This window comes from Methylobacterium sp. UNCCL125, assembly GCF_900116795.1.
Lineage (GTDB): Bacteria > Pseudomonadota > Alphaproteobacteria > Rhizobiales > Beijerinckiaceae > Methylobacterium > Methylobacterium fujisawaense.
In genome coordinates this window covers 246,814-271,557 of record NZ_FPBW01000002.1, presented here as the reverse complement: position 1 = coordinate 271,557, position 24,744 = coordinate 246,814, and the positions used below count along the sequence as shown (strand labels likewise).

At 71.9% G+C, this 24,744-nt stretch carries 19 protein-coding genes and 2 tRNA genes; 3 read left to right on the top strand and 18 right to left on the bottom strand.

Annotation, left to right across the window (positions count from 1 at the left end; all coding sequences use genetic code 11):
- Nucleotides 1-220: 220 nt before the first annotated feature.
- From BM396_RS01185 to BM396_RS01170, 4 genes are all read right to left on the bottom strand, one after another.
- Nucleotides 221-1,726: an ATP-binding cassette domain-containing protein gene (locus tag BM396_RS01185; protein ID WP_043386826.1), complete on the bottom strand. Its 1,506-nt coding sequence runs from the start codon at nt 1,724-1,726 to the stop codon at nt 221-223.
- Nucleotides 1,723-2,643, bottom strand: a complete 921-nt coding sequence (locus BM396_RS01180) for a branched-chain amino acid ABC transporter permease (RefSeq protein WP_043345981.1) — start codon at nt 2,641-2,643, stop codon at nt 1,723-1,725. The genes BM396_RS01185 and BM396_RS01180 overlap by 4 nt, the downstream gene beginning before the upstream one ends.
- Before the next feature lie 319 nt (nt 2,644-2,962).
- The gene (locus tag BM396_RS01175) at nt 2,963-3,838 is read right to left on the bottom strand and encodes a branched-chain amino acid ABC transporter permease (RefSeq protein ID WP_043386828.1); all 876 of its coding nucleotides are present in this window, start codon (nt 3,836-3,838) and stop codon (nt 2,963-2,965) included.
- A gap of 18 nt (nt 3,839-3,856) precedes the next feature.
- Nucleotides 3,857-5,116, bottom strand: a complete 1,260-nt coding sequence (locus BM396_RS01170) for an ABC transporter substrate-binding protein (RefSeq protein WP_043386830.1) — start codon at nt 5,114-5,116, stop codon at nt 3,857-3,859.
- Nucleotides 5,117-5,430: 314 nt separating this feature from the next.
- On the opposite strand from BM396_RS01170, the gene BM396_RS01165 reads away from it, so the two are divergent.
- Nucleotides 5,431-6,456 (top strand): cyclase family protein, encoded by a 1,026-nt coding sequence (locus tag BM396_RS01165; protein ID WP_043386832.1) that lies wholly within the window; start codon nt 5,431-5,433, stop codon nt 6,454-6,456.
- Between the two features lie 30 nt (nt 6,457-6,486).
- Here the strand turns inward: BM396_RS01165 and BM396_RS01160 are convergent, their stop codons facing one another.
- The 7 genes from BM396_RS01160 to BM396_RS01135 all read right to left on the bottom strand — a co-directional run bounded on the left by BM396_RS01160 (nt 6,487) and on the right by BM396_RS01135 (nt 12,943).
- The gene (locus tag BM396_RS01160; protein ID WP_043386835.1) at nt 6,487-8,499 is read right to left on the bottom strand and encodes an SDR family NAD(P)-dependent oxidoreductase; all 2,013 of its coding nucleotides are present in this window, start codon (nt 8,497-8,499) and stop codon (nt 6,487-6,489) included.
- A gap of 101 nt (nt 8,500-8,600) precedes the next feature.
- The gene (locus tag BM396_RS32550) at nt 8,601-8,759 is read right to left on the bottom strand and encodes a hypothetical protein (RefSeq protein WP_164706392.1); all 159 of its coding nucleotides are present in this window, start codon (nt 8,757-8,759) and stop codon (nt 8,601-8,603) included.
- A gap of 106 nt (nt 8,760-8,865) precedes the next feature.
- Nucleotides 8,866-9,717, bottom strand: a complete 852-nt coding sequence (locus BM396_RS01155; protein ID WP_043345966.1) for a DUF1206 domain-containing protein — start codon at nt 9,715-9,717, stop codon at nt 8,866-8,868.
- A gap of 144 nt (nt 9,718-9,861) precedes the next feature.
- Complete coding sequence (locus tag BM396_RS01150) at nt 9,862-10,203, bottom strand: hypothetical protein (protein WP_043345965.1); 342 nt, start codon at nt 10,201-10,203, stop codon at nt 9,862-9,864.
- 49 nt (nt 10,204-10,252) lie between these two features.
- Nucleotides 10,253-10,816: a Uma2 family endonuclease gene (locus tag BM396_RS01145; RefSeq protein WP_043386837.1), complete on the bottom strand. Its 564-nt coding sequence runs from the start codon at nt 10,814-10,816 to the stop codon at nt 10,253-10,255.
- Nucleotides 10,817-11,186: 370 nt separating this feature from the next.
- Nucleotides 11,187-12,377, bottom strand: coding sequence for a M23 family metallopeptidase (locus tag BM396_RS01140; RefSeq protein ID WP_244538783.1), 1,191 nt, complete (start codon nt 12,375-12,377; stop codon nt 11,187-11,189).
- Between the two features lie 98 nt (nt 12,378-12,475).
- A complete protein-coding gene (locus BM396_RS01135; RefSeq protein WP_043386844.1) occupies nt 12,476-12,943 on the bottom strand; it encodes a peroxiredoxin in 468 nt (155 codons plus the stop codon).
- A gap of 183 nt (nt 12,944-13,126) precedes the next feature.
- On the opposite strand from BM396_RS01135, the gene BM396_RS01130 reads away from it, so the two are divergent.
- Nucleotides 13,127-16,576, top strand: coding sequence for a DUF3971 domain-containing protein (locus BM396_RS01130; protein ID WP_043386848.1), 3,450 nt, complete (start codon nt 13,127-13,129; stop codon nt 16,574-16,576).
- Between the two features lie 34 nt (nt 16,577-16,610).
- Here the strand turns inward: BM396_RS01130 and BM396_RS01125 are convergent, their stop codons facing one another.
- From BM396_RS01125 to BM396_RS32540, 3 genes are all read right to left on the bottom strand, one after another.
- Nucleotides 16,611-18,185 (bottom strand): TROVE domain-containing protein, encoded by a 1,575-nt coding sequence (locus tag BM396_RS01125; protein ID WP_043386850.1) that lies wholly within the window; start codon nt 18,183-18,185, stop codon nt 16,611-16,613.
- A 221-nt stretch (nt 18,186-18,406) separates the two neighbouring features.
- A tRNA-OTHER gene (locus BM396_RS32545) sits at nt 18,407-18,538 on the bottom strand.
- Nucleotides 18,539-18,606: transfer RNA gene (locus BM396_RS32540), tRNA-Ser, on the bottom strand.
- Between the two features lie 646 nt (nt 18,607-19,252).
- Between BM396_RS32540 and BM396_RS01120 the strand changes: the two genes are divergently transcribed.
- Complete coding sequence (locus BM396_RS01120; protein ID WP_043346915.1) at nt 19,253-19,546, top strand: helix-turn-helix domain-containing protein; 294 nt, start codon at nt 19,253-19,255, stop codon at nt 19,544-19,546.
- 25 nt (nt 19,547-19,571) lie between these two features.
- Here BM396_RS01120 and BM396_RS01115 read toward each other — a convergent pair whose 3' ends face one another.
- The 4 genes from BM396_RS01115 to BM396_RS01100 form a co-directional block, all read right to left on the bottom strand.
- Entirely contained in the window at nt 19,572-20,345 is a 774-nt protein-coding gene (locus BM396_RS01115; protein ID WP_043386851.1) for a ferredoxin--NADP reductase, read from the bottom strand.
- Between the two features lie 314 nt (nt 20,346-20,659).
- Nucleotides 20,660-21,610 (bottom strand): ring-cleaving dioxygenase, encoded by a 951-nt coding sequence (locus tag BM396_RS01110; RefSeq protein WP_043386853.1) that lies wholly within the window; start codon nt 21,608-21,610, stop codon nt 20,660-20,662.
- A 292-nt stretch (nt 21,611-21,902) separates the two neighbouring features.
- Nucleotides 21,903-23,198, bottom strand: coding sequence for a M16 family metallopeptidase (locus BM396_RS01105; RefSeq protein ID WP_043386855.1), 1,296 nt, complete (start codon nt 23,196-23,198; stop codon nt 21,903-21,905).
- Nucleotides 23,199-23,304: 106 nt separating this feature from the next.
- Entirely contained in the window at nt 23,305-24,714 is a 1,410-nt protein-coding gene (locus BM396_RS01100) for a M16 family metallopeptidase (protein WP_043346924.1), read from the bottom strand.
- Nucleotides 24,715-24,744 lie beyond the last annotated feature (30 nt).

Sequence of the window (24,744 nt, the reverse complement as noted above, 5' to 3'; positions counted from 1 at the left end):
CTTCACCCGCGGCGCGACGGGCCCCCTCTCCCGTGCGGGAGAGGGTTGGGGTGAGGGACGAGAACTCTCAGGATCAAGCAACCCAGCGACGCGCGTCCCTGGCGCGCCGCCTCCGGACAGACCTGATCCCTCACCCTGTCCCTCTCCCGCACGGGAGAGGGGACCTGCGCTCCAACCCGAATCGAACGTGGATCTTGATCGACCCGGATCACGCCACCCCTCACAGATAGGCCGATCCCATCTCGCTGGCGAAGCGCTGCGGCGGCCCCTCCCAGACGATCCGCGCCTGCTCCAGCACGTAGACCCGGTCGGCGTGCGGGAGCGCGAAGGTGACGTTCTGCTCGCCGAGCAGGACCGTGATCGGCGTGGTCTGCCGCAGCTTCTCCAAGGCTTTCGACAGCAGCTCCAGGATCACCGGGGCAAGGCCGAGCGTCGGCTCGTCGAGGATCAGGAGGCGCGGCCGCATCATCAGCGCCCGGGCGATGGTCAGCATCTGCTGCTCGCCCCCCGACAGGGTGCGGGCGCTCTGCGTCTCGCGGGCCTTCAGGATCGGGAACAGCTCGTAGAGCCAGTCGCGCTGCCTGGCGCTCTCGGCCTTGGGGAAATGCTGACCGCCGAGGTCGAGGTTCTCGCGCACGCTGAGGTCACCGAACAGCTCGCGGGTCTCGGGCACCTGGACGATGCCGGCCCGGGCGATGGCGGCGGGCTTCATCGTCGCGAGATCCCGGCCGTCGAACCGGATCGTGCCGGTATGCGGCACGAGGCCCGAAATGGCGTTGAACAACGTGGTCTTGCCGGCGCCGTTCAGGCCCACCACCGAGACGAACTCGCCCTCGTGGACGTGGATCGAGGCGGCGCGGAGCGCCTGCGCCTTGCCGTAGAGCACGTCGACACCCTCGACGGTCAGCAGCGAATCCGGCTTGAACGCGGCTTCCGGCCGGGCCGCCGTCTCGATGCTGCCGCCGAGATAGACCCGGCGCACGGTCGGGTCGGCCATCACGGACTCGGCCGAGCCCTCGGCGATGCGCTCGCCGAGATACATGGCGAACACCCGGTCCACGAGGGCCGAGACGCTCTTCACGTTGTGGTCGACGAGGAGCACGGCCTTGCCCTCGTCGCGAAACCCCCGGATCAGCTCGGAGAAGGCCGCGACCTCGCCGCCGGTCAGGCCCGCGAAGGGCTCGTCGACCAGCACCACCCGGGGATCGCGGGCGATGGCCTTGGCGAGCTCAAGCCGGCGCAGATCCGCGAAGGGCAGGGTGCCGGGCCGCCGGTCGACCACGGCGCCGAGGCCGACGCGCTCGGCGATTTCTTTCGCGCGCCGCGCGACGTGGGGATCCGCGACCAATCGGATCAGGCTGTCGGGCAGGAGCGCGAGGCTGATATTCTCCAGCACGGTCTGCCGCTGGAGCGGCCGCGCGTGCTGGAACACGAGGCCGATCCCGGAGCGCGCCACCCGGTGGGCCGGCATCCCGCCGATCTCGGCGCCGTCGAGGCGGATCGAGCCGGCGCTCGGCCGCTCCAGCCCCATGATCAGCTTCATCACGGTGGACTTGCCCGAGCCGTTCGGGCCGATCAGGCCGAGGATCTCGCCGGGCCGCAGGTCGAGATCGACCTCCTTGACGGCGACGAGGCCGCCATAGCGCTTGGTCAGGCCGCGCACGGTGAGGCAGGGCTCGGCCAGGACGGGCGACACGGCCGGCGGGGGTGCCACGGCGACGGTCATCGGGCGCTCCGGAAGGAGGCGAGGCCGAGCAGCCCCGAGGGCACGAACAGGATCACCAGCAGCGCCACCGCCGAGACCACGAAGGTCGAGAGCCCACCGAGCGGGCGCAGCAATTCGCCCGCCGCGATCAGGAACACGGCGCCGAGCGCCGCGCCCACGATGGTGCGGCGGCCGCCGAGCACCGCCGCGATGATCACCTGCACGCCCACCGACGTGTTGATCAGCGTGCCCACCGAGGCGGTGCCCATGTAGAAGACCACCAGCCCGCCCGCGAGGCCCGAGAAGGCGGCGCTCACCGCGAAGGCCGCGAGCTTGTGCTTGGCGACGTTGAAGCCGAGCGCCCCGGTCACCACCGGATCCTGGCCGGCGGCCTGGAGGATCAGCCCCGCGGGCGAGCGGGCGATGGCCGTGAGGATCAGGCCGGAGACCGCCATGAAGCCGAGCGCCAGCCAGTAATTGGTGTCGGCGTCGATGGAGATGACGTCGGGGACGGTCAGGCCGATCTCGCCGCCGGTGAGGCCGGAGAAGACCACGATCATGTTCTGCAGGAGCAGGACCGCCACCAGGGTGATCAGTCCGAAATAGGGGCCGCGGACCTTGAGCGCCGGCAGCGCCAGGGCGAGGCCGCCGACCACGGCGAGCACGGTCCCGGCCGCGAGGCAGTAGGGGATCGGCAGCTCGTAGCGGTTGTTGAGGATGCCGGCGCCGTAGGCCCCGAGCCCGATCAGGAAGGTCGGGCCGAAATTCACCTCGCCGGCGAAGCCGAAGAGGAGGTCCCAGGCCATCGAGAACACGCCGAAATAGTAGGCGATCGTGAGCAGGCCTAGGATGTAGCCGGAGACATACCAGGGGAGGGTGGCGGCGGCCGCGACGGCGAGGATCGCGATCCAGAAGCCGGGGGTGGTGAGGAGCTTCATGGATGAGCCGCACCAGGATTGATGATCAGGGCTTCAACGCTGATGAGGGAACGTGACGCGCCCCCTCTCCCGTGCGGGAGAGGGTTGGGGTGAGGGTCGAGATTGTTCAGGATCGAGCCCGTCCTCGACGCGCGTTCGTGTCCCGCCTTCTCCGGGCGCCGCACGCCCCTCACCCTGTCCCTCTCCCGCACGGGAGAGGGGACCCGCGTCTCGTCTTGCCGCCGCCGCGGCGGCGCACACGCCGTTCGAATCCGGGAGCCAGCACAGGGAAGGGCGTTCATCACGCGCCCGGCGAAGACTCTGATCTCGAGGACCGCCATCAGCGCCGCCCCAGCAGGCCCTGCGGGCGCAGGTACATGACGGCGACGAGCAGCAGCAGCGCCGGGATGACCCGGTAGGCCGGCGAGATCAGGTAGGCGGTGGCGGTCTCGAGGTAGCCCACCACGTAGGCGGCGATCAGCGAGCCGGTGACGCTCCCCAAGCCCCCCAGCACCACGATCGAGAAGGCGCTCGCGGTGAGCGGCCCCACCGAATACGAAGACACCCCGAGGAACATCCCGAGCAGCACCCCGGCGATGCCGGCCAGAAGCCCGTAGATCGCCCAGACCGCCACGTAGATCTTCGCCATGTCGTGGCCGAGCAGCGTGACGCCGCGCGGGTTCATGGAGGCGGCGAGCAGGACCTTGCCGGCCCGCGCCCGGTTCACGAACAGCCAGAGCAGCCCGATCACCACCCAGCAGATCAGCGCGGTGAAGAGCTCGTTCTTCGGCGTGCGGACGCCCGCGATCTCCACCACGCCCTCGATGAGCGGCAGCACGGTCTTCGGGTTGTCGGTGAAGAAGTAGGCCACCAGCTCCTGGATCATGATCCCCCAGAGCAGCGTGCCGGTGAGCACGAAGATTTCCTTCTCTTCGCGCGGGATCGCCCGGCTGCGCTCGATCGGCGCCACGACGGCGAAATAGGTGACGAGGGCGCCCGCGAGCCCGCACAGCACGCCGATCGCCGCGCCCGCATAGGAGCCGAGCCCGAACAGGGCCGAGGCCGCCCAGGCCGCCACCGCGGCCATGACCATCAGGGCGCCGTGGGTCAGGTTGAGGACGCCCGAGACCCCGAAGATCAGGGTGAAGCCCATCGCGCCGAGGGCGTAGAGGGCCGAGATCGCGAAACCGTCGACGAGGATCTGGAGGCCGATCATCGTGCTCTCCCTGTCCGCCTACGGGACCGCCGCCTTCACCGCAGGGGGCAGGATCATGGTCCCGTTGGCGGTCGCCGCCGGCCAGATCGCCACTTGCTTGCCGTTCTGCCACTGGCCGAGGACGCTGGTCATCAGGCCGGGGCCGTACTGGATCGAGTGGGTGAACGGGTCGTCCTTGCCGTAGAACTTCAGGTGCCCGACGGTGCCGACATAATCGGTCTTCTCCAGGGCCTCGACGAGCTTGTCGGCCTCCGTGGAGCCCGCCCGCTTGATCGCCTCCGCGGTGTAGTAGACGGCGTCGTAGGCCATGAAGCCCGCGTAGGAAGGCGCCCCGCCGAAGCGCTTGGTAAAGGCCTCGGAGAACGGGATCGTCTTCTCGGTGAGCGCCACGCCCGGCAGCGCCACGCTGTCGAACAGCACGCCCTGCGTGCCGCCGTTGGTGTTGGCCCAGAAGGTCGAGGAGGTCGCCTGGCCGCTGATGCCGGTCATGGCGATCGGCACCTGCTGATTCTGCCACTGCACGGTCGGCTGCACGCCGACATGGGCGATGCCGGTGACGATCAGGTCGGGCTTGGCCGCCTCGATCTTGTTGTAGATCGGCGTGAAGTCCCCCGTGTCCGGCGAGAAGCGGACATGCTCCACCACCTTGAGCCCGGATTTCGGCAGGCATTCCTGGTAGGCGGCGTCGAGCGGCCGGGTCCAGGCGGCGTCCTCGCTCATGATCGCGGCGGTCTTGGCCTTGAGCGTCCCGACCAGCACCTCCTTGGCCGAGTCGCAGACCGCCTGCGCCAGGGCGTGGGAGGTCAGGTAGCCGTGGAAGGTGTACTTGTTCCGGGCGTAGTCCTTATGGACGTTCACGCTGATCTCGTTGGAGGCCGCGCCGGGCGTGATCATCGGCGTCTTGAGCCGCGCCGCCCAGGGCATCAGCGCCAGCACGACCTCCGAGATGTAGCTGGCGATGACGACGTTGACCTTGTCCTCGGAGACCGCCCGCTGGAAGGCGCGGACCGCGTCGGAGGCGGAGGACTTGTCGTCGTAGGTGACGACCTGGATCTGGCGCCCGTCGATCCCGCCCTTGGCGTTGATCTCGTCGGCGGCGAGCTGGACCGCCTGCGGGATCGAGGCCCCGGCGACCGACTGCGCCTCGGCGATCACCCCGATCTTGATCGGATCCGCGGCCCGGACGGGCCCGGCGGCGACCAGCCCCGCCGCGATCAGCGCGGGCAGCATGCGCCGAATCGGGGCAACCCGAGCGGCGGCGCGCACGGTCTCGGACATCGGCGCTTCCTCATCCCAGTGCCCGAATTTTATATTCGCGGGCTTGGGGAGGGACTGTACCCGCGCTCCGACGGATCACAAGGGGCCGATCGGGACCGGCCGGTGACGTTTGCACCGAGTCGTTTTCCGCCCGGGGTATCGCGGCGCGCCGCCGCGTCCTAGGCTCGCCGCGGCCCTGCGAAGCGCGGGCCCGGCGGCCTCGAAGAAGGGCACGGTCTGGTGAGGAACGCACGCTCGGCCGCGGCCGGGGTTCGCCCCGGACCGCGGCCCTGGAGCCTCGGGAAGCGGCCGGCGCAGGCAGGGGGACCACAGGCATGACCCTGCGCTGGACCCGGCGGCCCGAGGGCTCGACCTGGGGGGATTTCGGCCCCGACGACGAGCTGGGGCGCCTGAACCTGCTGACCCCCGAGAAGGTACTGCAGGGCGTCGCCGAGGTGCGCGCGGGCCGGACCTTCTGCCTCAGCCTGCCGCTGGACCTGCCGGGCGGCAACGTCCTGAACCCGCGCCGCCACCCGCCCCAGATCACCCCGACCCGCCGCGCCGACGGCCGGCCGAACATGAACTTCCCGGTCTGCGAGGAGGTCGACGGCGCCACCGACGTGATCTGCGACGACCGGGCGCTGATCCACCTGCAATACTCGACGCAGTGGGACTCGCTCGCCCATGTCGGGTCGCTGTTCGACGCGGACGGCACGGGCGCGACGCCGACCTACTACAACGGCTTCCGCGGCGGCCGGGACATCGTCGGTCCGAGCGCGCCGGAGGCGGCGGATCAGCCGTCCCGGGCGAAGCGCCTGGGGATCGAGCGCCTCGCCGAGACCGGCATGCAGGGCCGCGCCGTGATGATCGACCTGCGCGCCCATCTCGGCGACGCCAAGACCAAGGTGGGTTACGACCAGCTCGCCCGGATCCTGGAGGCCGATGGCGTCGTGATCGAGCCCGGCGACATGGTCTGCCTGCATACGGGCTTTGCCGAGCGGCTGATCGCCATGGGCGGCGATCCGGACCCGAAGCTGGTCCACAATCTCTGCGCCGGCCTCGACGGGCGGGACCCGCGGCTCCTCGAGTGGATCACCCGAACCGGGCTCTGCGCGCTGATCGCCGACAACTACGCCGTGGAGGCCTACCCGGCGGGACCCGGTCCCGCCTGCTGCGCGACGCTGCCGCTCCACGAGCACTGCCTGTTCAAGCTCGGGGTCAATCTCGGCGAACTGTGGCACCTGACGCCGCTGGCCGCGTGGCTGCGCGCCCATGGACGGAGCCGCTTTTTGCTCACAGCCCCGCCGCTGCGCCTGCCCGGCGCGGTGGGCTCGCCGACGACGCCGATCGCCACGGTGTGAGCACCGGGGCGGCCTCAGATGCCGACCGGATCAGCCGAGGGCGGCGGGCGCGGCGGCGGCGCGCGGCGGGTCGCCGACCGGCTCCGCGGCCAGCTCCGCAGCCGGCTCCGCGGCTTCCTGGGGCGGCCCGGGACGGAGGACGGCGCGCTCGCGGAAATGCGGGATGGCCGCCTCGAACACGGCCTCGGCGGCGGCCCGGTCGCCCGCCGCCACGGCGTCGCGCAGCCGCACCACCCAGCCGTCGAGCCGGGCCCGGTCGGCGAAGACCGGCCGCGCCGCCATCACCCCGTCGATGCCCGGCAGGGCGATCCGGGGCTCCTCGCGGGCGAACAGGATCTCGTTGAGCCGCTCGCCGGGCCGGGCGCCGGTATAGGCGATCTCGATCTCCGCGCCGGGCTCGAAGCCGGCCAGCCGGATCATCCGCTCGGCGAGCTCGGCGATCCGCACCGGCTGGCCCATCTTGAGCACGTAGACCGCGGCACGCTCCGCGCCCGCCCGGGCCTCGCCGTCGGCATGCGAGGCCGCCGTCAGCACGAGGTCGCAGGCCTCGCGCACGGTCATGAAGTAGCGGACCATGTCGGGGTGGGTGACGGTGACCGGGCCGCCCCGGGCGATCTGCGCCTTGAACACCGGCACCACGGAGCCGGCGGAGCCCAGCACGTTGCCGAAGCGCACGGCGATCAGCCGGGTCGCGTGGTTCGGCCTGACCGATTGTTCGGCATCGAGGGCCTGGGCGACCATCTCGGCGAAGCGCTTGGTGACGCCGAGCTGCGAGACCGGCTCGATCGCCTTGTCGGTGGAGATCATCACGAGCGCCCGGGCGCCGGCCGCCACCGCGGCCTCGGCCACGTTGATCGAGCCGAACACGTTGGTCTTGATGCCCTCCTGCCAGTCCCGCTCCAGGTAGGGCACCTGCTTGAGCGCGGCGGCGTGGAGCACGTAGTCCGGCCGGAACGCCGCGATCACCGCGTGCGTCCGCTCCCGGTCGCGGATATCGGCCAGCACGCCGGTCACGTCCGCCTCCGCGGCCAGGATCGCGGGGTGGCTGAGGATGCCGTGGAGGGCCGGCTCGGAGGATTCGAGCACCAGCACGGCGGCGGCCCCGAAGGCCACGGCCCGCAGGCAGATCTCCGAGCCGATCGAGCCGCCGCCGCCGGTGACCACGACCCGGCGTCCGGCGAGGAACGCCTCCAGGCGCGGGCGGTCGATGGCGACGGTCGGCCGCAGCAGCAGATCCTCGATCTCGAGCGGCGCCAGTTCCGGGCCCTGGACGCCCTCGCCGAGACCGACGACGCGGGCGAGGGGCAGGCCGAGGCGCCGGGCACGGGCGATCAGGTCGTCGGGGGCCGCCTCGGGCACGAGGGCGCTCGGGGCCGCCACCAGCCGCCGCACCGGCGCGCCGCGGTTCGCGAGGTCGGCGACCACGCGCTCGAGATCGGGGAACCCGCCCAGAACCGGCACGCCGCGCATGAACTGGCCGCGCTCGTCCGCCCGGGGCGACAGGATGCCCCGCGGCGCGAGCTTCTTCACGGAGCCCGTCTCGATCGCCCGGAGCAGCACGTCCATGTCGGCGCCACGGCCGAGGAGCAGGGTCGGGACGGTGGCGGCCCGCGCGCTCGTCTGCCGGGAGCGGGTATCCTTGAGGTAGCGGAACGCGAGCCGGGTACCGCCCAGGAAGAAGATCTGCAGGACCCAGTACAGCAGGATCGCGATCTTGCCGAAGAAGTAGAAGCCGTACAGGTCGGACGAGACCAGGACCCAGTCGGTCACCAGGAGCGCCAGCGCCAGGACGCTGGCCGCCCGGACGATGCCGGCGAGATCCTGCAGCGAGGCGAAGCGCCACTTGGTCCGGTAGAGCCGGAACCGGCCGTAGACGAGGCCTGCGAAGACCAGGAACGGCGGCAGCAGCAGGGGCAGGGCGTGCAGGCGCTCGGCGAGCATGCCGCCCTGGAAGCGGAACAGGAAGGTGAGCACCACGGCGGCAGCGGTCGCCGCGAGGTCGTGGGTCACCATCACCGCGGTCTTGTAGAGGCGCTGCTGCATCGGGTGCCGGATGGGATGCCGCGGGGTATCCGCCGCGGCACCGGCCCTGTCAACGCGCCGCTCCGGCCCCGCGCCACACGGACGCGCGACCGCTGGGCGTATTACCTGCCGAGACTGCCGCCGAACCCGGATTTGAAATTCTTCTGATAAGTGCGCCCTTTCACCGGGTCGGCCTTGTCGACCATCAGAATTTTGACGCGCTCATTGAAGTCTTCCGTGGTCACGGTCTGTGCCCGACCGGTGATCAGAATTCTAGCCATCTTGGCCTCCGCAACATCGCCCAGGGCACAGGATCGCGCGGAGGGTCTGTTTTACTTGGTGTGTGGCCAGCCGATTACAATCGGAGCAGCCTCAGAATTGCCAGGCTTAGGTCAGCGCCCGGGCCGCGGCGCCGGCCGCATCGTCCACACGGTCGATGTCCGGGGCCTCGATGTGCCGGTACCGCGCCTGAATCAGCCCGAAGGCACCGAAAGCCGCGTGGCCCGCCGCGGCGAGCCCGAGCAGCACCCAGCCGTAGGGCTGCGCCCGCAGCAGCGCGAAGGCCTCGGACAGGCCCTTGGCATCCGAGGAGCGCTGGTGCCACGCCGCCGCCACGAGGAACCCGCCGATGATCAAGAAGGCGAGGCCCCGCGCCGCGTAGCCGAACCGGCCGATCGGGCCGGCCCAGCGGTCACGGGCTTGCGGGTCGATGGCGAGTCGGTCGGTGACGTCGCCGCGCCAAGCCTTGCCGAGGAAGCCGAAGCCGCCTCCGACGACCGCGAGGCCGACGAGGGCCACGAGCCAGCGGCCGAAGGGCTTGCTCAGGAGCCACGCGGTCCCGTCATGCACGCCGTCGCCGCCGCTCATGCCCAGGCCGAGGCTGAGCGAGGCCGCGCTGGCGGCGAGACCGAGATAGAGCACGGCGCTGATCAAGTGGGCGCCGCGCACGGCGAGGCCCTTGGCCGAGGTGCCCCGCCGGTCGGCATCCGTGATGCCCTCGACGAGGCGCCAGAGGGCGAATCCGGCGAGACCCAGGGCGATCAGGCCGACGATGGCCGCGCCGAACGGCCCGGCCATCACGGCGCGGAGCGCGTCCTTGCTGTCCCCGGCCCGCCCGCCATGCCCCAGGGCCGCCAGCAAGGCGAGGCCGCCGACCACGATGTAGACGACACCGCGGGCGCCGTAGCCGAAGCGGGCGATGCGCTCGATCGTGTTGCGGCCCCCGGGAAGCGTCCTCATCGGCAGACCTGGGAAGCCGGGATACGGATGTTCGTCACGGGCTGCCTCGATGAGCGACGTCCTGAGCGACGTCCGGTGACGCTGCGCCTCGTCAACGCCCGGCGGCCCGCGCGCGATCCGTTGCCGGCGCAGAGTTCCGGCCGCCTACATCGGCGTCCGCTCGGCCCGGCCCGTGAGCGCCACGTAGAAGCCCAGCCCGTCCTGGGCCGGGAGGGTCTGCAGGCGCTCGATCAGGCCGCGACGCTTCGCGTCGAGGAGCAGGCGGCCGGCCGGCTGGAACAGGGTCTCGCCCCCGCCCTCCGGCGGCGGATCGAGCCGGATCGCCACGGTCTTGCCCTTGGCGAAGCGGCTGCGCTCCAGCATGTCCTTGAGGGAGGCCTCGGCGGTCGCCCGGTTGGCGCCGCGCAGGTCGAGCACCGACTCGGCGTCGGTCACGCCGAGGGAGCCGCGCAGCTTGGCCGCGTAGAAGTCTTCGAAATGGGGCAAGTCTCGGTGCCTTGATGCGTCGCCGTTCGATCAGGTGGGGTGCGGGCGCTCAGAAGGCGAGGCCGCGGTAGATGTCGCGCACCGGCACCGCGCCGTCGAGTTCCGGCAGCGGCACGGTGCCGTCCAGCCCGAGGGCCGCGACGCTCCGGTCGTCCCCCGCGCGCCGCAAGACCTCGACCCGTGCCGCGTCGGAATAGACGATCGGCAGCACCGCGAGGCGCGGCACGGTCCGGCAGGTATCGATCTTGCGGCCGCGGTCGAGCCTCATGGTCGCGGGAAGGAGCACCTCGGCGACGAGAAGCGGATCCGTGGCATCGCCCTCCGGCAGGGGCGGCCCGGCCCGCACCACCACATCGGGGACCGTCGCGAAATCGTCCCTCGCGGCGCGGGGGATCCCGAGATCCGGCATGGCGCGGCAGCCCCTGCCGTCCGCGAGATCGCCGATTCGTCGGATCAGGTTGGCGACGATCGCCCGATGCCGCTCCCGCGGCGGCGCCATCAGCACGGGTCCGCCGTCGGGCAGTTCCCGACGCTCGTGCGCGGGCCGGCTCTCCACCCAGAGCCTGAACTCGGACACATCCATCCGCGCGTCGCGCTTCGCGGTCAGAGCCATCGCCGATCCCCGATCCCGACCCGATCGTAGCACCGGGGCGGCCGGCCGCAACAGCGCCGCCTCAGAAGGTCATCCGGGCGCGTCATCGTCGATCGCGGCGCTGCGGATCGCGAGATCCGGATAGGCGCCGCCGCCCCGTTCTCGGGCCATCGCGTCGAGACTTCGGGCGACCGTTGAGAACGATCAGCCGCGCGCGCGGCGGCGCCCTCAGCACCGTCGAGGACGTCCCCGCGCCCCTCGTCCCAGCACAGCTTCAGCCATCGCATGTCCTCGGCGACGCCCATGCGCGCGTCGCGCTTCACGGCCAATGCCACGCGGCCTCCGAGCGCGACGCGGAGGCTCGCACGATGCGGCCCTCCAGGGGGCGGACTCAGTCGGCTCCGAGCCGGGCCGTCGCGACGGTCGCGCCGGCGTCCAGGAAGCGCTGCGGATCCACCGGCGCGCCGTCGATGCGGGTCTCGTAATGCAGATGCGCCCCCGTGGAGCGCCCCGTCGAGCCAACCGAGCCGATGACGTCGCCTGCGGCCACGCGCTGCCCCGGGCGCACCCCGATGCGGGCGAGATGGCCGAACCGGGTGGTCAGGCCGTGGCCGTGGTCGATCTCGACCATGTTGCCGTACCCGCCCGCAGCCTCGGCGGTGACGACCCGGCCCGGCGCGGTGGCGCGGGCGGGCTCGCCGTACTCCGCCTTCAGGTCCAGCCCGGTATGCAGGGCGAGGCCGCGGGTGAAGGGGTCGAGGCGCGTGCCGAACGGGCTCGACACGATCGAGGCCCCCCGGATCGGACGGGCCAGGGGCAGGGTCGCGGCGACCCGGCGCAGGCGCTCGCCGTCGTCGAGCGTCCGCCGGGCCAGCGCGAGGCCCTCCGCGAAGCCGCTGCCGTCCAGGGCGCGGCCATTCAGGGGGACCAGCGGGCCGCCGAGTCCGGCGGCCGGCACGGCCGCATCGAAGCGGTCGGGATCGAGGCCGGTGCGGCCGATCAGGCCGCGCAGCCCCCGCACCGCGTCCCCGGCCCGGGCGGCCAGTCGGGCGAGGCGCTCGCCCTGGGCCGCCTGCAGGCCGTCGAGCCGGGCCTCCAGCCGGATCAGCCCGGTCTCCGCCTCGCGCGCGCTCCGGCGGGGCAGGGGCTCGATGGCGGACCGCGCCGGAGCCGGCCCCTCGGTCGGACGCAGGAGAAGCCCGTCATAGCCGCCGCTGCGCGGTCCGTCGGACCGGTCGGGCAGGGCGCCGGTGGTGGAGGGCTCGGACAGGGCCTGCCGCTCGAGGTCGCCGAGAGCCGCGGTGCGCCGCTCCAGCTCGGCCTGGCGCTCCAGGGCGGCCGCGACCCGTTCGGCCAATCCCGCCTCGCTGCCCACCCTGTCGCGCCGGTCGCGGTCGAGGCGGTCCTGCAACTCGCCGATGCGCGCCTCGTAGGCGTCGCGCAGGGCGGCCTGCCGGGCGACGAAGCCGGCGAGCACGTCGTCGTGGAACACGATCAGGTAGGAGGCGCCGAGCGCCCAGACCAGCGCCAGGGCGAGGCCGGCGGCAAGCCAGGGGGCCGGCCGGCACGGCCTGGGAAGCATGTGGAACTTCGGAGGATGCATCGGGACGGCCCCGGAGGAGCCGCCATTCAGACCTCAGTAGGGTTAAGGATCCGTCGCGGGCCGGGTCGTCCGGCCGGTCAGGGCAGGGCGCGGGCGGCCGTCAGCACGGCCTCGGCATGCCCCGGGACCTTCACCTTCGGCCAGATCTTCGCGATACGCCCCTCGCGGTCGACCAGCACGGTGGTGCGCTCCACGCCCATGTACTTGCGCCCATACATGCTCTTCTCGACCCAGACGCCGTAGGCTTCGAGCACGGCCTTGTCCTCGTCGGCGGCGAGCGGGAAGGCGAGTCCGTACTTGCCGCAGAACTTGTCGTGGCTCTTCACCGGGTCCGGCGACAGGCCGACGACCTTGGCGTCCGCCTCCGCGAAGGCCGGCAGGAGACCGTTGAAGTCCTGCGCTTCCAGCGTGCATCCGCTCGTGTCGTCCTTCGGGTAGAAGTAGAGCACGACTTTGTGACCTTTGAGCGCGGACAATCCGACGCGCCCTCCGCCCGAGGCGGGAAGGTCGAAATCGGGGGCGAGATCCCCCTCTGACAGCGGCATCGTGCCTTCCTTTCGGCCGATTGATGATGTGCAACCGATCTCGTGCGCGGCCTCAAGCGATTGCGCCGCGCACGTCCGAGCCAAGCCCGGAGTCGCCGCCGCTGTAAAGCGCGGGCGTGCTTCGATCCACCGGCCGCGGTGCCCGAAGGTGCCGCGCGCAGAGCCCCCGGAACAAGGGTCCCGATGGCGGACGAGACAACGTCGGCAGGCAGGCCTCGGGGGCGGGCGCGGCGCGTGGGTGGCTTCTGCCTCGTGAGCGCCCTCGCGCTGGTGCTGCTCCTCGGCGCCGGTGTCGGCCTCGTGGCCCTGCGCCTGTCGAACGGGCCGCTGCAGATCGACGGCCTGTCGCGCCGCGTCGCCGCCGCCGTGGCCGAGCGGATCGGGCCCGGCTGGAGCATCGGGCTGCGCGGCAGCAGCCTGGAGCTCGACCGCGAGAACGCCCTGAGCCTGCGCTTCTCCGGCCTCGACATCCGCAACCCGCAGGGCGACCTCGTGGTCCGTGCGCCCCTGGCGCTCGTCAGCCTCGACCTCTGGGGACTCCTGCGGCTCAACGTGCAGCCGCGCTCGATCGAGTTCCGCGAGACGCAGACCACCGCGCTGCTGCACCGGGACGGCTCCATCGCCTTCGCGGCCTCGGAGGCCAACCACCCGGTCGATATCGCGCCGCACACGCCGCCGAGCGTGGACGGGGTGCGCGGCACCGTCTCGCCGCTCTCGGCCGCGATCGCGTCGATCTTCGGTGTCGTCCTCGATTCGGGCGGCGTGGTCGGCGCCCTCGACCGCGCCCGCGTCACCGACGCGCGCCTGCGGCTGATCGACGAGGACGGCCACGAGCGCGCGGTCTTCGCGCGGGTCAACGGCCTGTTCGGGCGCGATCCGGTCAACGGGACCCGAAACTTCGAATTGCGGCTCGACGGGCCGCACGGCGAGTGGCGCTTCGGCGGCACGCTGCGCGACGGCGCGGACGGGCAGGAGCGCTCGGGCGTCATCACCCTCGACGACCTGCCGGTCACGGATCTCCTGCTGCTCTCGGGCCAGTCCGGCATGCCTCTGACCACGGACCTGAAGGTCTCGGCTCGCGCCGACGTGAGCCTGACGGCCGGCCGCATCCGGACCATGAACGCCAAGCTCCATACCGGCGACGGCACGTTCCTGATCGAGGAAAAGGACTTCAACCCCGTCACCGTCGAGAGCCTCGACGCGTCCCTGGACTGGGACGAGGCCAACCGGGTCATGTCGCTCACCGGCCTGGATTATCGCGGGGCCGGCAACGCCGTGCACCTCACGGGGACGTGGAAGGGCAACCCCGCCGACGCGAGCACGGCCTGGACCGCGACCCTCGCGAGCCGCGACGCGACCTTACGCGGGGCGACCCCGCAGGACGCGCCGGTGAAGATCGACGCCCTGGACGCGCAGCTCTCCGGCCGCGACGGCGGGATCGCCATCGACGCGCTCACCCTGTCGGGCCCCGGCGTGAAGGGCTCGATCACCGGCACGATCGGCACCACCGCCGACGACGGCGGCCTGACGCTCCACCTCGCCGGCCACGACGGCGAGGTCCGCACCGGGCTGCGGCTCTGGCCGGAGCACATCGCGCCGCCGGCCCGCACCTACCTGGTGGACCAGCTCCGCCGGGGCCGGGTCGATTCCGTCGACATCAAGGTGAAGATGTCGGGCTCGGTCCTGGCCGCCGCGACCCGGGGCGACCCGGCCCCGGACGACGCGGTCCATATCGACTTCCACGTCTCGGACGCGGCCATCGACGTCACCGCCGACGCTCCGCCGGTCACCAAGGGCAACGTCACCGGCGTCATCACCGGACGCTCGACCACGGTGCGCAACGTGACCGCCGAGGTCCACGGGCCGGACGGGCGCGGGCTCGCCATCACGGACGGCAGCTTCGTCATCCCGCAGATCACGCCGGACCGGGTCGTGGCGCAGATCGGGATGCGGCTCTCCGGCGGCGCCGACGGCATGGCCTCCGTGCTTCAGGCCAAGCTGTTCAAGAGCGTGATGAGCGTCGATCTCGACCCCGCCACGATCAAGGGCAGCGCCGACCTGCGCGTCGACTTCCCCCTCGATCTCAAGCACATCCCCGACCTGCCGGACCTGCCGGTGACGCTGATCGGCACGCTCGCCGACCTCTCGGTCGACAAGGTGATGGGCCGAGACAGGCTCGAGTCGGGCAAGTTCAACCTCGCCTACGACCGGGGCGCCTTCACGCTGAAGGGCGACGGCCGGGTCGCGGGCGCCCCCATGTCGGTCGACCTGCGCCAGCCGAAGGTCGGGCAGCCCGGCGAGGCGGTGGTCAACGTCTCGCTCGACGAGGCGGTCCGCGGCCGCAAGGGCCTGCCGACCGCGCCGCAGCTCACCGGCACGATCCCGGTCCGCGCGGTGGTGCCGATCGGCCGGCCGGGATCCGGCAAGCCACCGATCCGGGTCGAGGCGGATCTGGCCAAGGCCGGGATCGACGGGCTGATCCCGGGGCTCACGAAGCCCGCGGGCAAGCCGGGGCGGCTCAGCTTCACCCTCGTCGACAGCGGCCAGAGCTTCGACCTGCGCGACTTCGCCCTCGACGCGGCCCCCGCGAGCGCGCGCGGCACCGTCTCGATCACGCCCGAGGGCGGCCTGGAGCGGGCGGATCTCACCAACGTCAAGCTCTCCCCCGGCGACGACCTGCGCGTGAGCCTCGACCGGACCGGCGGCGGCTACAAGGTCGTGGTCCGGGGCGCGGTGGTCGATGCAAGGCCGTTCCTGAAATCCCTGGGCGCCCCCGATCCCAAGGGCGGCCGGGATGCGAAAGACGCGAACCCGAAGGATGTCGATGCCGACATCCAGGTGCCCATCGTCACCGGCTTCAACGAGGAGGCCCTGACCGGCGCCACCCTGAAGCTCGCCCTGCACGGGAAGACGCTGCGCGCCGCCACCATCACCGGGCGGTTCCGCGCCGCGCCCTTCGCCGCCACGGTCACCCGCGGCGAGCGCGGCGTGCCGACGCTCGCGGTGGACTCGGCCGATGCCGGCGCGACGCTGCGGTTCGTCGACGTGTACCGGCGCATGTATGGCGGCCGGCTCAATGCCGGGATCGGCCTCAACGACGGTCCGCAATCCGGCGTCGTGCAGATCCGCGACTTCATCCTGCGCAACGAGCCGGCGCTGTCGAGCATCATGGCGCAGGGCCCGGAGCCGACCGACACGGAGACGGCCCGCGGCCGCCGGGTCGCCCCGGGCCGGGGGGCGGGCGACGTCAGCTTCGATCGCATGCGCGCAAACTTCGTGCGCACCGGCACCCGCGTCGATTTCAGCGACGCGGCGATCTCGAACGCCGCCATGGGCTTCACCCTGTCGGGCTGGCTCGATACCGGCCGCGAGCGCACCGACATGACCGGCACCTTCGTGCCGCTCTACGGCCTGAACAACGTGGCCTCGCAGCTGCCCCTGCTCGGGCCGCTGCTCGGGGGCGGGCACAACGAGGGCCTGTTCGCGGTCAATTTCCGCGTCTCCGGCAAGCTCGCCTCGCCGGACGTGAGCGTGAACCCGCTCTCGGCGATCGCCCCGGGCTTCCTGCGCAAGCTGTTCAGCGCCGGCGGCGGCCCCTTCGCGGACGGGATGCAGGGGGTCCCGCAGCAATAGGGCGGGCAGCCCGGAAGAGCCGCCCGCCCCGGTCTCACGCGCGGATGAATTCCGCGATCACGGCCGGCGCCGCCGCGTCGAAGCCGACCACGTCGAGCATGCCGGGATCCGCCGGGTCGGCGATGCTGAAGCCGTTGGAGACCAGCCCCACGACCACCAGCTTCGCCGGGATCCCGGTCTTCTCCCGGTACGCCCGCAGGGCCTGGACCGGGTGGACCGGCCCCGCCCAGGTCTCCGAGTCCGTGTAGACCACGAACGCGTCGGCCTTCACGCCCCGCTCCAGCGCCCAGCGCATCGGCAGGGCGCAGTCGGTGGCGCCGAACGGCAGGTCGGCGGTCGCCCGCACCGCCCGATCGAGCCGCATCGACGGGCCGATCGCCAGGGGCGTCAGACCGTCGGTGAAGCCGAGCACCTGCCAGTGCTCCTCGGTCGCCGCGGTGACGAGCGCCATCGCGGCGGCCGCCTCCCGGGCCGTGAGCGTCGAGCCCGCGACCGTGCTGGCGCCCATCGAACCCGAGACGTCCAGCGCCAGCACGAGGCGCCGGCCCGTGGGCTCCACCGCGCTGAACGCCGTGTAGAACGCGGCGTTCAGCGCCTCGACGATCGCGGCCACCGGCTCCCAGGCGAGCGTGCCCCGCTGACCGCGCCCGGAGGCGTAGGTCTTGAGAGCGAGCAGCAGCGCCATCGGGTGGAGGCGCGCCCGGAGGATGCGCTCCCGGTCCGACAGGACCGACCGGACATGCTCGGTGCCCTCCGAGAAGGGCGCGAGTACCCCCGCGGCCGTCAGGCGGCCGAGCTGGCGCACGAGGGCTCCGACCGGCATCCGCTCGATCAGGGCCTCGTTCACCGCGCGGCTGCCCATCAGCCCGGTCGGCAGCGCCTCCCACGGCAGGCCGTGCGAGCGCACCAGGGCGGCGGCCACCGCCCCGTCGATGCCCTCCGTCTGCACCTGCGCGAAGGCGTGGACGATCCCGGGGGCGGCCTCGGTCACGGTGCCGCGGCAGATCCAGTCGAACAGCGCCTTCCGGGCGGGCTCCTCCGTCTCCGGATGGGCCAGCCGCAGCAGGTCGCGGTGCGACCAGCCCTGACGGGCCCGGTACTTCACCGCCTGGAAGGCCAGGGCCTCCACGGGCTTGGCGCAGTACCAGCCGCCGACGGCCCGGCGCAGGCCCCGGCCCCAGCCGCGCATCGCCTCGACGGACGCGGCGAACTGGAACAGGTGCGTGCCGGTGCGGCAGACCCGGGGCAGGGCCGCGAGCGCCGCGCGCCGGGTCGCCAGATCCGCCGAAGCGGCCGCCAGCGCCAGGGCGAAGATCGCCGGATCCTGCTTCGGAGCCCGGCCGCCCTCGCTCACCGCCACGATGGCGGCGACCGCGCGGGCGCCGTCCTGCGCGATGCACCGCTGCACGGAAGCCGCGTTCTCGGCGGTCAGGGCGCGCGGGCTCGCGTAGTACGAGCCGCCCTCGGAGCCGAGCACCAGGAAGCGGTCGAACCGCGCCCAGTCGCCGACCGCGAAGGCGTGGCCCCCGGCGGCATTCGGCACCGTGCCGGGGATCGGCTCCGCCTGCGGGGTGGCTCGGAGCCGGAACATCTGTGCAAGCTTCGTCATGGCGGGCTCCTCTCTGTCTCTCCTCTCTCCATCGCGGCCGATCGCCGGCCGGTGGCGCGTTTCGGCGCGCGCGGACGGGCGGGGGACGCGGCCGCAGCGCATCGTCCTCCGCCGCTGCCGGGCGGCCGGTCTCTCGTGTCGTCGGGGGCGGGTTTCCGTCCGGCTGCGGGCGTGGCGGCGACGAAGGGCTTGTCCGATGCTCTGCTTGAGCGACGGGCCTGACGGCCCGGCGGGACTTGCACCCGCACCCCTCGGATCCCGAGAACCTTCGTCTTCCGGCCCGCGTCCGGGCGATGCAGTCGTGGCGTGAGGAACGGTGTCTGGGCGCTCTATCCGGGCTGAGCTACGGGCCTCGCGGCCCGGCGGGATTCGAACCCGCGACCTCCTCCTGCGTCAGGATAACCGTTCCTCTCCGGCCCGCATCGTCGGTCGGGATCCGCGCACGGTCGGCTCCACGGTCGTCTCGCGGGGCCCTGCGGTCGTGGTGTCGGGGACGGGCATGAGCTCCGGCGACCTCGCGGCCCCCGGCGGGGATCGAACCCGCAACCTCCGCGGGACAAGCCAGCGGCGCTCTACCGATGATAACCGTCCCCTGCCGGCCCGCAGGGTCCTCGAGACGCGCGTGGGAACCGCGTCGGCGGCGCCGGGCTCCGCCCGGACGCGCTCAGCCTCTCGGGCCGAGAGCCCCGCGATACGACCGTAACGGTCGCATCAGCCCGGGACGGGCGAACGCCGCGACGCCGATTCCGTCGTGCTGTTTCATGCCAGGCTCCGTCCGAACGGGGCTGCGGGTGACGCGGGCGTGTCGATGAGGCTCGGGGGGATCCGTGACAGGGATAACCGAGCGTCTCCGGCCCGCGCCGGTGAATGTCAGGGGCCTGCCGGTCATGTCCGATCGAGGCGGACTGGGCGTTTCACCCCCGCGGCTCGCCGGCCGCGGACGTCCCAAGGGTGCGATAACCTCGGATCACCGGCCCGGCAGGCCGATGGCGGGGTGGATACGGCCGCGCTCGACCTGCGTCAACCGGAAACTTGAAAATTCTTTCAGTTCGGGCGATGCCGGAGCCATGATCACTGCCGCCCAGATCCGCGCCGGCCGCGGACTTCTCAAATGGACGCAAGGGGTTCTCGCGAGCCGCGCCGCGGTCTCCGTCGTCACCCTGAACATGATCGAGAGCGAACAGGTCCAGCCCCGCAACCGGACCCTCGCGGCGATCCGCACGGTCCTCGAAGGGGCGGGCATCCGCTTCGTCGGCGACGATCAGGAGGGATACGGGGCGATCCTGCGCCCCGCCCCCGCGACCGGATCCGGGGACGGGCCGGCACAGAAAAGCCCGGCGCGGCGGACCGCACCGGGCTGAACCCGAAACCGACCTGCGCGGCGGGCTACTTCTCCACGAACGCCTTCTCGATCACGTAGTGACCGGCCTCGCCGTGGTTGCCCTCCTCGTAGCCGCGGCCCGAGAGCAGCTCGCGCGTGTCGCGGATCATGTCGGGGCTGCCGCACAGCATGAACCGGTCGTTCTCGATCGACATGTCCGGCAGGCCGATATCCTCGAACAGCTTGCCCGAGACCATGAGGTCGGTGATCCGGCCGCGATTGCGGAACGGCTCGCGGGTCACGGTCGGGTAGTAGACCAGCTGGTTCGAGATCATCTCCCCCAGGAATTCATGCTTGGGCAGCGTCTCGGTGATGGTCTCGCCGTAGGCGAGTTCCTGCACCTGCCGGCAGCCATGGACCAGCACGACCTTCTCGAAGCGCTCGTAAGCCTCCGGATCCTTGATGATCGACAGGAACGGCGCGAGCCCCGTGCCGGTGCCGAGCAGATAGAGGTTCTTGCCCGGCAGGAGGTTGTCGAGCACGAGGGTGCCGGTGGGCTTCTTGCCGACGATGATCGGGTCGCCGACCTTGAGGTGCTGGAGCTTCGAGGTCAGCGGGCCGTCCTGGACCTTGATCGAGAAGAACTCCAGTTCCTCCTCGTAATTGGCCGAGACCACGGAATAGGCGCGCAGCAGCGGCCGGCCCTCGACCTCCAGGCCGATCATGGTGAACTCGCCGTTGCGGAACCGGAACGCCGGGTCGCGGGTCGTGCGGAACGAGAACAGATTGTCGGTCCAGTGGTGGACCGACAGGACGCGCTCCTCGTAGAACTTGCTCATCGACGGATCAGCCCTCGAATCCTCTGATGCTCGGCTCACGGTCCCGACGATTCGGGGGCCGTGGTTCGGCGGATCCCCGCCGCCCCGCTCGGGCGGGGGTGGATCCTCGACGAGAGAGCCCGCCCGGATCCGGATGACACACGCGCGCTGCTTCTTTCGCAGTTGCAGCACGCCCGTCAAGGCGCGCCGGGATCACACTCGCGAAAGAAGTGAACGGCCTGGAATCGTTCGAATATTTAGCGTCTTCGCGGAAGGTCTGCAGCACCGCTCCGGACATGGGAGGGTTGCCGCCCGCCGGGCCTCGCGCGGCGCGATCAGCCGGCGGTTCCGGGGTGGAGCGGCTTCAATCCCGCCTCGATCTCGGCCCGGCGCGGCTCAAGGAAGGGCGGCAGGGCGAGGCGGTCGCCCAGGGTCTCCAGCGGCTCGTCCGCGGTGAAGCCGGGCCCATCCGTGGCGATCTCGAACAGGATGCCGTTGGGCTCGCGGAAGTAGAGGCTGCGGAAGTAGTAGCGGTCCACCGGCCCGCTGGTCGGAACCCGGGCGGCCTTGAGCCGGTCGGCCCAGCCGCCGTAATCCGCATCCGGGATGCGGAAGGCGACGTGGTGAACCGCGCCCGCGCCCTGGCGGGCCGGCGCGGACCGATCGGCCAGGAGCTGGACCTCCGCGGCCGGGCCGCCGGGCCCCATGGCGTAGACCGCCACCGGCCCGTCGCCCGTCTCGAAGACGCGGTCCCGACGCATGCCGAGCACCTCGGTCAGCACCGCGGCGGTGCGGGCCGGGTCCGGCACCGAGAGCCGGATCGGGCCGAGGCCGCGGATCTGGTAGGGCGCCGGCACCGGCGAGCCGTCCCAGGGATGCTCCGGCCCGGTCCCGCCGTCATCGACCAGGGCGAGGCGCTGACCCTCCGGATCCTCGAAGTCGAGGGTGAGGCGCCCGTCGCGCAGGGCGGGCTCGGCCTCGACGAACCCGGCCTCGCGCAGCCGGGCGTGCCACCAGGCCACTGCGCCTTCGCCGGGCACACGCAGATGCGTGCGGGTGATGCTGTTGGAGCCCCGCCGCTCCGGGGGCGCCGGCCAGTCGAAGAAGGTGATGTCCGTGCCGGGGCTCGCCAGCCCGTCCGCGTAGAACAGGTGGTAGGCCGAGACGTCATCCTGATTCACCGTCTTCTTGACGAGGCGCAGGCCCAGCGTCCCGGTGTAGAAGGCGACGTTCTCGGCCGCGCGGGCGGTCACCGCCGTGAGGTGATGGAGGCCGGTGAGGTGCATGTCGATCCGGGGGTTGACGCCGATGCGTCTCAGGTAGGGATCCCCGCCGGCACTGCGAGCACCGAGGCTTCCGGGCCGATCGACATCGCGTCGGAAGGCGCCTCGTCCGGGCGCAATCCGGTCCGGAGATGCCGACGCCGTGCGCGGGGACTGGGACAGGTCTTCCAGCCAGCCGTGCGGGCCCTGGACAGCACCTGCGAGGCTGAACGATCGACGATCGTTCAGCCTCCAGGATGAAGGGTTGGAGCGGACGGCCTCGCGGTCGACCGCCTCGATGGTCCGCTCCGAAAGCTCAGAGCCCGACCGGACGGCCGGCGGCGACCACCAGCATCTTGCCGTCCGCGAAGGTGCGGACGGCGGCCCGGCGGATATCCGCCTGGGTCACGGCCGAGACCATGGCGTTGCGGCGGGCGATGTAGTCCATGCCGAGCTCCTCGAAGGCGATCTGCACCAGCTGGTGGGCGATCTTGGTCGAGGTGTCGAAGCCCAGGGCGTAGGAGCCGGTGAGGTAGTCCTTGGCCTTCTGCAATTCGTCGTCGTCCGGCCCGTCGGTGATGAGCCGGCCGATCTCGTCGCCGATCACCGACAGCGCCTCGCCGACGCGCTCGTTCTTGGTGGCGGTGTAGCCCCAGGTCATCGCGGCGGACCGGTGGCTGACCAGGGAGGTCCCCACCGAGTAGGCCAGCCCGCGCTTCTCGCGCACCTCCTGGAACAGGCGGGACGTGAAGGCGCCGCCCCCGAGGATGTGGTTCAGCACGTAGGCCGGGATGAAATCCGGGTCCCGCCAGGGCACGCCGGCCATGCCGAACCGGATCACCGACTGGGGCACGTCGAGGTCGACGACGATGCGGCGGCCGAGATCCTGGACCTCGGTCCGCGGGACCGCCTTCAGCGCCCCGGCCTCGGGGAGCGCCCCGAAGGCGCGGTTCAGACCCTCGGCGAGTTGCTCCGCCCCGATGGCGCCGACGGCCGCGACCTTGACCCGGCCGCGCCCGATGATGCGGGCATGCATCTCCAGCAGGTCCTCGCGGGTGATCGCCGCGACGCTCTCCACGGTGCCGGAGGAGGGTCGAGCGTAGGGGTGGCCGGCGAAGGCCTCCTTGAAGAAGCGCCGCGAGGCCAGGACGCCCGGATCGTTCTGCTGGTAGCGCAGGCCGGCGATGATCTGGGCCCGAACCCGCTCGATCGCGTCCGGATCGAAGCGGGGCTTGGCCAGCGCCAGGGCGAGGAGGGCGATGCCCTCGTCGGCATGCTTGACCAGCATCTTCAGCGAGCCGCCGACCGCGTCGGCGCCGGCATGGAAGGACAGTTCGATGGCCCGGGCGGCCAGCCGCTCCTGGAACAGATCGGAGGTGAGGTCGCCCGCCCCTTCATCGAGGAGCCGCGCCAGCATCTGGGCGCAGCCGGCCTTGCCCGCCGGGTCCTGCGCGGCGCCGCCCTCGAAGGTGAAGGCGAGGGCGATCATCGGCACCACCGGCGATTCGACGTGCCACGCCTCGATGCCGGGGGCGGTCGTCACCGGCAGCGCCGTCGTGGGCGACGTGGCGGCGGGGGCGGCGGTCTCGACCAGAGTCTCGGCCAAGCTCATGGGAACCTCTTGTCTCTTTCTCGGGCGACGGCGGAGCGGGCCAAGGCTCCCGTTCGGCACACGCCCCGTGCCGGCCCTCCGAGGGCCGGGCGGGACGCGCCCGGGGCTACTCGGCGGCCATCGCGACCGGGGCGTCCGGATCCTGCGCCTTGGTCAGGTAACCGGTCACCGAGCGGGCCGGCGTCAGCCAGCGCTCGGCGGCGGTCTTGAGGCGGTCCTGCGTCACCCCCTCGATATCGGTCGGCCAGCGGCGGACCTCCTCGATGGTCTCGCCGATCGCGAGCGCAGACCCGTAGATGCGCGCCAGCGACGACTGGCTGTCGGAGGAGTACACGGTCTCGGCCACGAGGCGGGTCTTGGCCCGCTCGATCGCCTCGGCGTCCAGGGCCTCGGCGGGCGCGCGGCGCAGCACCTTGTCGACGGCCTCCTCCAGCTTCTCCAGCGGCACGCCCTCGGCGGGCACCGCGTAGACGGAGAAGCGGGTGTCGTCGATCGCCGAGCCCATGTACCAGGCGCCGGCATTCACCGCGAGGCCGCTCTCCATGACCAGCTTGCGGTAGAGGTAGGAGGTCGAGCCGCCGCCCAGCACCTCGGCGAGGAGTTCCAGGTCGTGGCAGCCGCCGTCGCGGGCGGTGATGCAGGAGGGCGTGAGGTAGAGCCGCTGCAGGGTCGGCTGCTCCACCTTCGGGTCGGCCACGGCGACGCGGCGCAGCGCCTTCGGCTCCGGCTCCCGCGCACGCAGGCGCTCCGGCCGGGCGCCCTGGGGCGTCACGCGGCCGTAGGTGTCCTCGGCGAGGCGACGCACCTCGTCCGGGGTGACGTCGCCCGCGACCACCAGGATGGCGTTCTCGGGGGTGTAGAAGCGCTTGTAGTAGGCGAGCGCATGCTCGCGGTTCAGGCCCTCGATCTCGTGCATCCAGCCGATGATCGGGATGCCGTAGGGATGGTGCACGAACAGGCCGGCGGCCATCGCCTCGGAGAGCTGCGCGGAGGGGTCGGTCTCGACCCGCATGCGGCGCTCCTCCAGCACCACGTCGCGCTCGGGCGCCACGACGGCATCGTCGAGGACGAGGCCGCTCATCCGGTCCGCCTCGAACGCCATCATGGTGCCGAGATGATCCCGGGCGACCCGCTGGAAATAGGCCGTGTAGTCGTAGCTGGTGAAGGCGTTCTCCTGGCCGCCCAGGCCCGACACCGCCTTGGAGAAGGCCCCGACGGGGTGTTTCTCGGTGCCCTTGAACATCAGGTGCTCGAGGAAGTGGGCGATGCCCGACTGGCCGAGGGGATCATCGGCCGAGCCGTTGCGGTACCAGATCATGTGGGTGGCGACGGGGGCCCGGTGGTCGGGGACGACCACCACGTCGAGGCCGTTGTCGAGGGTGAAGGCCGTCACTTCCGGTCCGCCCGCCTCGGAACGCCCGAACGGCGCGGCCTCGCCCCGGCCGGCGCTGCCGCCGAAGGACGAACCCGGACGCAGCGGGAAGAGGTGGGGCGTCGCCTTCCTGAACAGGTGCATTCCGCTTTCCTTCTGCCGGCCCCAGATCGA

What these genes read in the sequence shown, in the direction of transcription:
- BM396_RS01185 (WP_043386826.1), bottom strand. Translation starts at nt 1,726, where the DNA reads ATGACCGTCGCCGTGGCACCCCCGCCGGCCGTGTCGCCCGTCCTGGCC.
- BM396_RS01180 (WP_043345981.1), bottom strand. Translation starts at nt 2,643, where the DNA reads ATGAAGCTCCTCACCACCCCCGGCTTCTGGATCGCGATCCTCGCCGTC.
- BM396_RS01175 (WP_043386828.1), bottom strand. Translation starts at nt 3,838, where the DNA reads ATGATCGGCCTCCAGATCCTCGTCGACGGTTTCGCGATCTCGGCCCTC.
- BM396_RS01170 (WP_043386830.1), bottom strand. Translation starts at nt 5,116, where the DNA reads ATGTCCGAGACCGTGCGCGCCGCCGCTCGGGTTGCCCCGATTCGGCGC.
- BM396_RS01165 (WP_043386832.1), top strand. Translation starts at nt 5,431, where the DNA reads ATGACCCTGCGCTGGACCCGGCGGCCCGAGGGCTCGACCTGGGGGGAT.
- BM396_RS01160 (WP_043386835.1), bottom strand. Translation starts at nt 8,499, where the DNA reads ATGCAGCAGCGCCTCTACAAGACCGCGGTGATGGTGACCCACGACCTC.
- BM396_RS32550 (WP_164706392.1), bottom strand. Translation starts at nt 8,759, where the DNA reads ATGGCTAGAATTCTGATCACCGGTCGGGCACAGACCGTGACCACGGAA.
- BM396_RS01155 (WP_043345966.1), bottom strand. Translation starts at nt 9,717, where the DNA reads ATGAGGACGCTTCCCGGGGGCCGCAACACGATCGAGCGCATCGCCCGC.
- BM396_RS01145 (WP_043386837.1), bottom strand. Translation starts at nt 10,816, where the DNA reads ATGGCTCTGACCGCGAAGCGCGACGCGCGGATGGATGTGTCCGAGTTC.
- BM396_RS01140 (WP_244538783.1), bottom strand. Translation starts at nt 12,377, where the DNA reads ATGCTTCCCAGGCCGTGCCGGCCGGCCCCCTGGCTTGCCGCCGGCCTC.
- BM396_RS01135 (WP_043386844.1), bottom strand. Translation starts at nt 12,943, where the DNA reads ATGCCGCTGTCAGAGGGGGATCTCGCCCCCGATTTCGACCTTCCCGCC.
- BM396_RS01130 (WP_043386848.1), top strand. Translation starts at nt 13,127, where the DNA reads ATGGCGGACGAGACAACGTCGGCAGGCAGGCCTCGGGGGCGGGCGCGG.
- BM396_RS01125 (WP_043386850.1), bottom strand. Translation starts at nt 18,185, where the DNA reads ATGACGAAGCTTGCACAGATGTTCCGGCTCCGAGCCACCCCGCAGGCG.
- BM396_RS01120 (WP_043346915.1), top strand. Translation starts at nt 19,253, where the DNA reads ATGATCACTGCCGCCCAGATCCGCGCCGGCCGCGGACTTCTCAAATGG.
- BM396_RS01115 (WP_043386851.1), bottom strand. Translation starts at nt 20,345, where the DNA reads ATGAGCAAGTTCTACGAGGAGCGCGTCCTGTCGGTCCACCACTGGACC.
- BM396_RS01110 (WP_043386853.1), bottom strand. Translation starts at nt 21,610, where the DNA reads ATGCACCTCACCGGCCTCCATCACCTCACGGCGGTGACCGCCCGCGCG.
- BM396_RS01105 (WP_043386855.1), bottom strand. Translation starts at nt 23,198, where the DNA reads ATGAGCTTGGCCGAGACTCTGGTCGAGACCGCCGCCCCCGCCGCCACG.
- BM396_RS01100 (WP_043346924.1), bottom strand. Translation starts at nt 24,714, where the DNA reads ATGCACCTGTTCAGGAAGGCGACGCCCCACCTCTTCCCGCTGCGTCCG.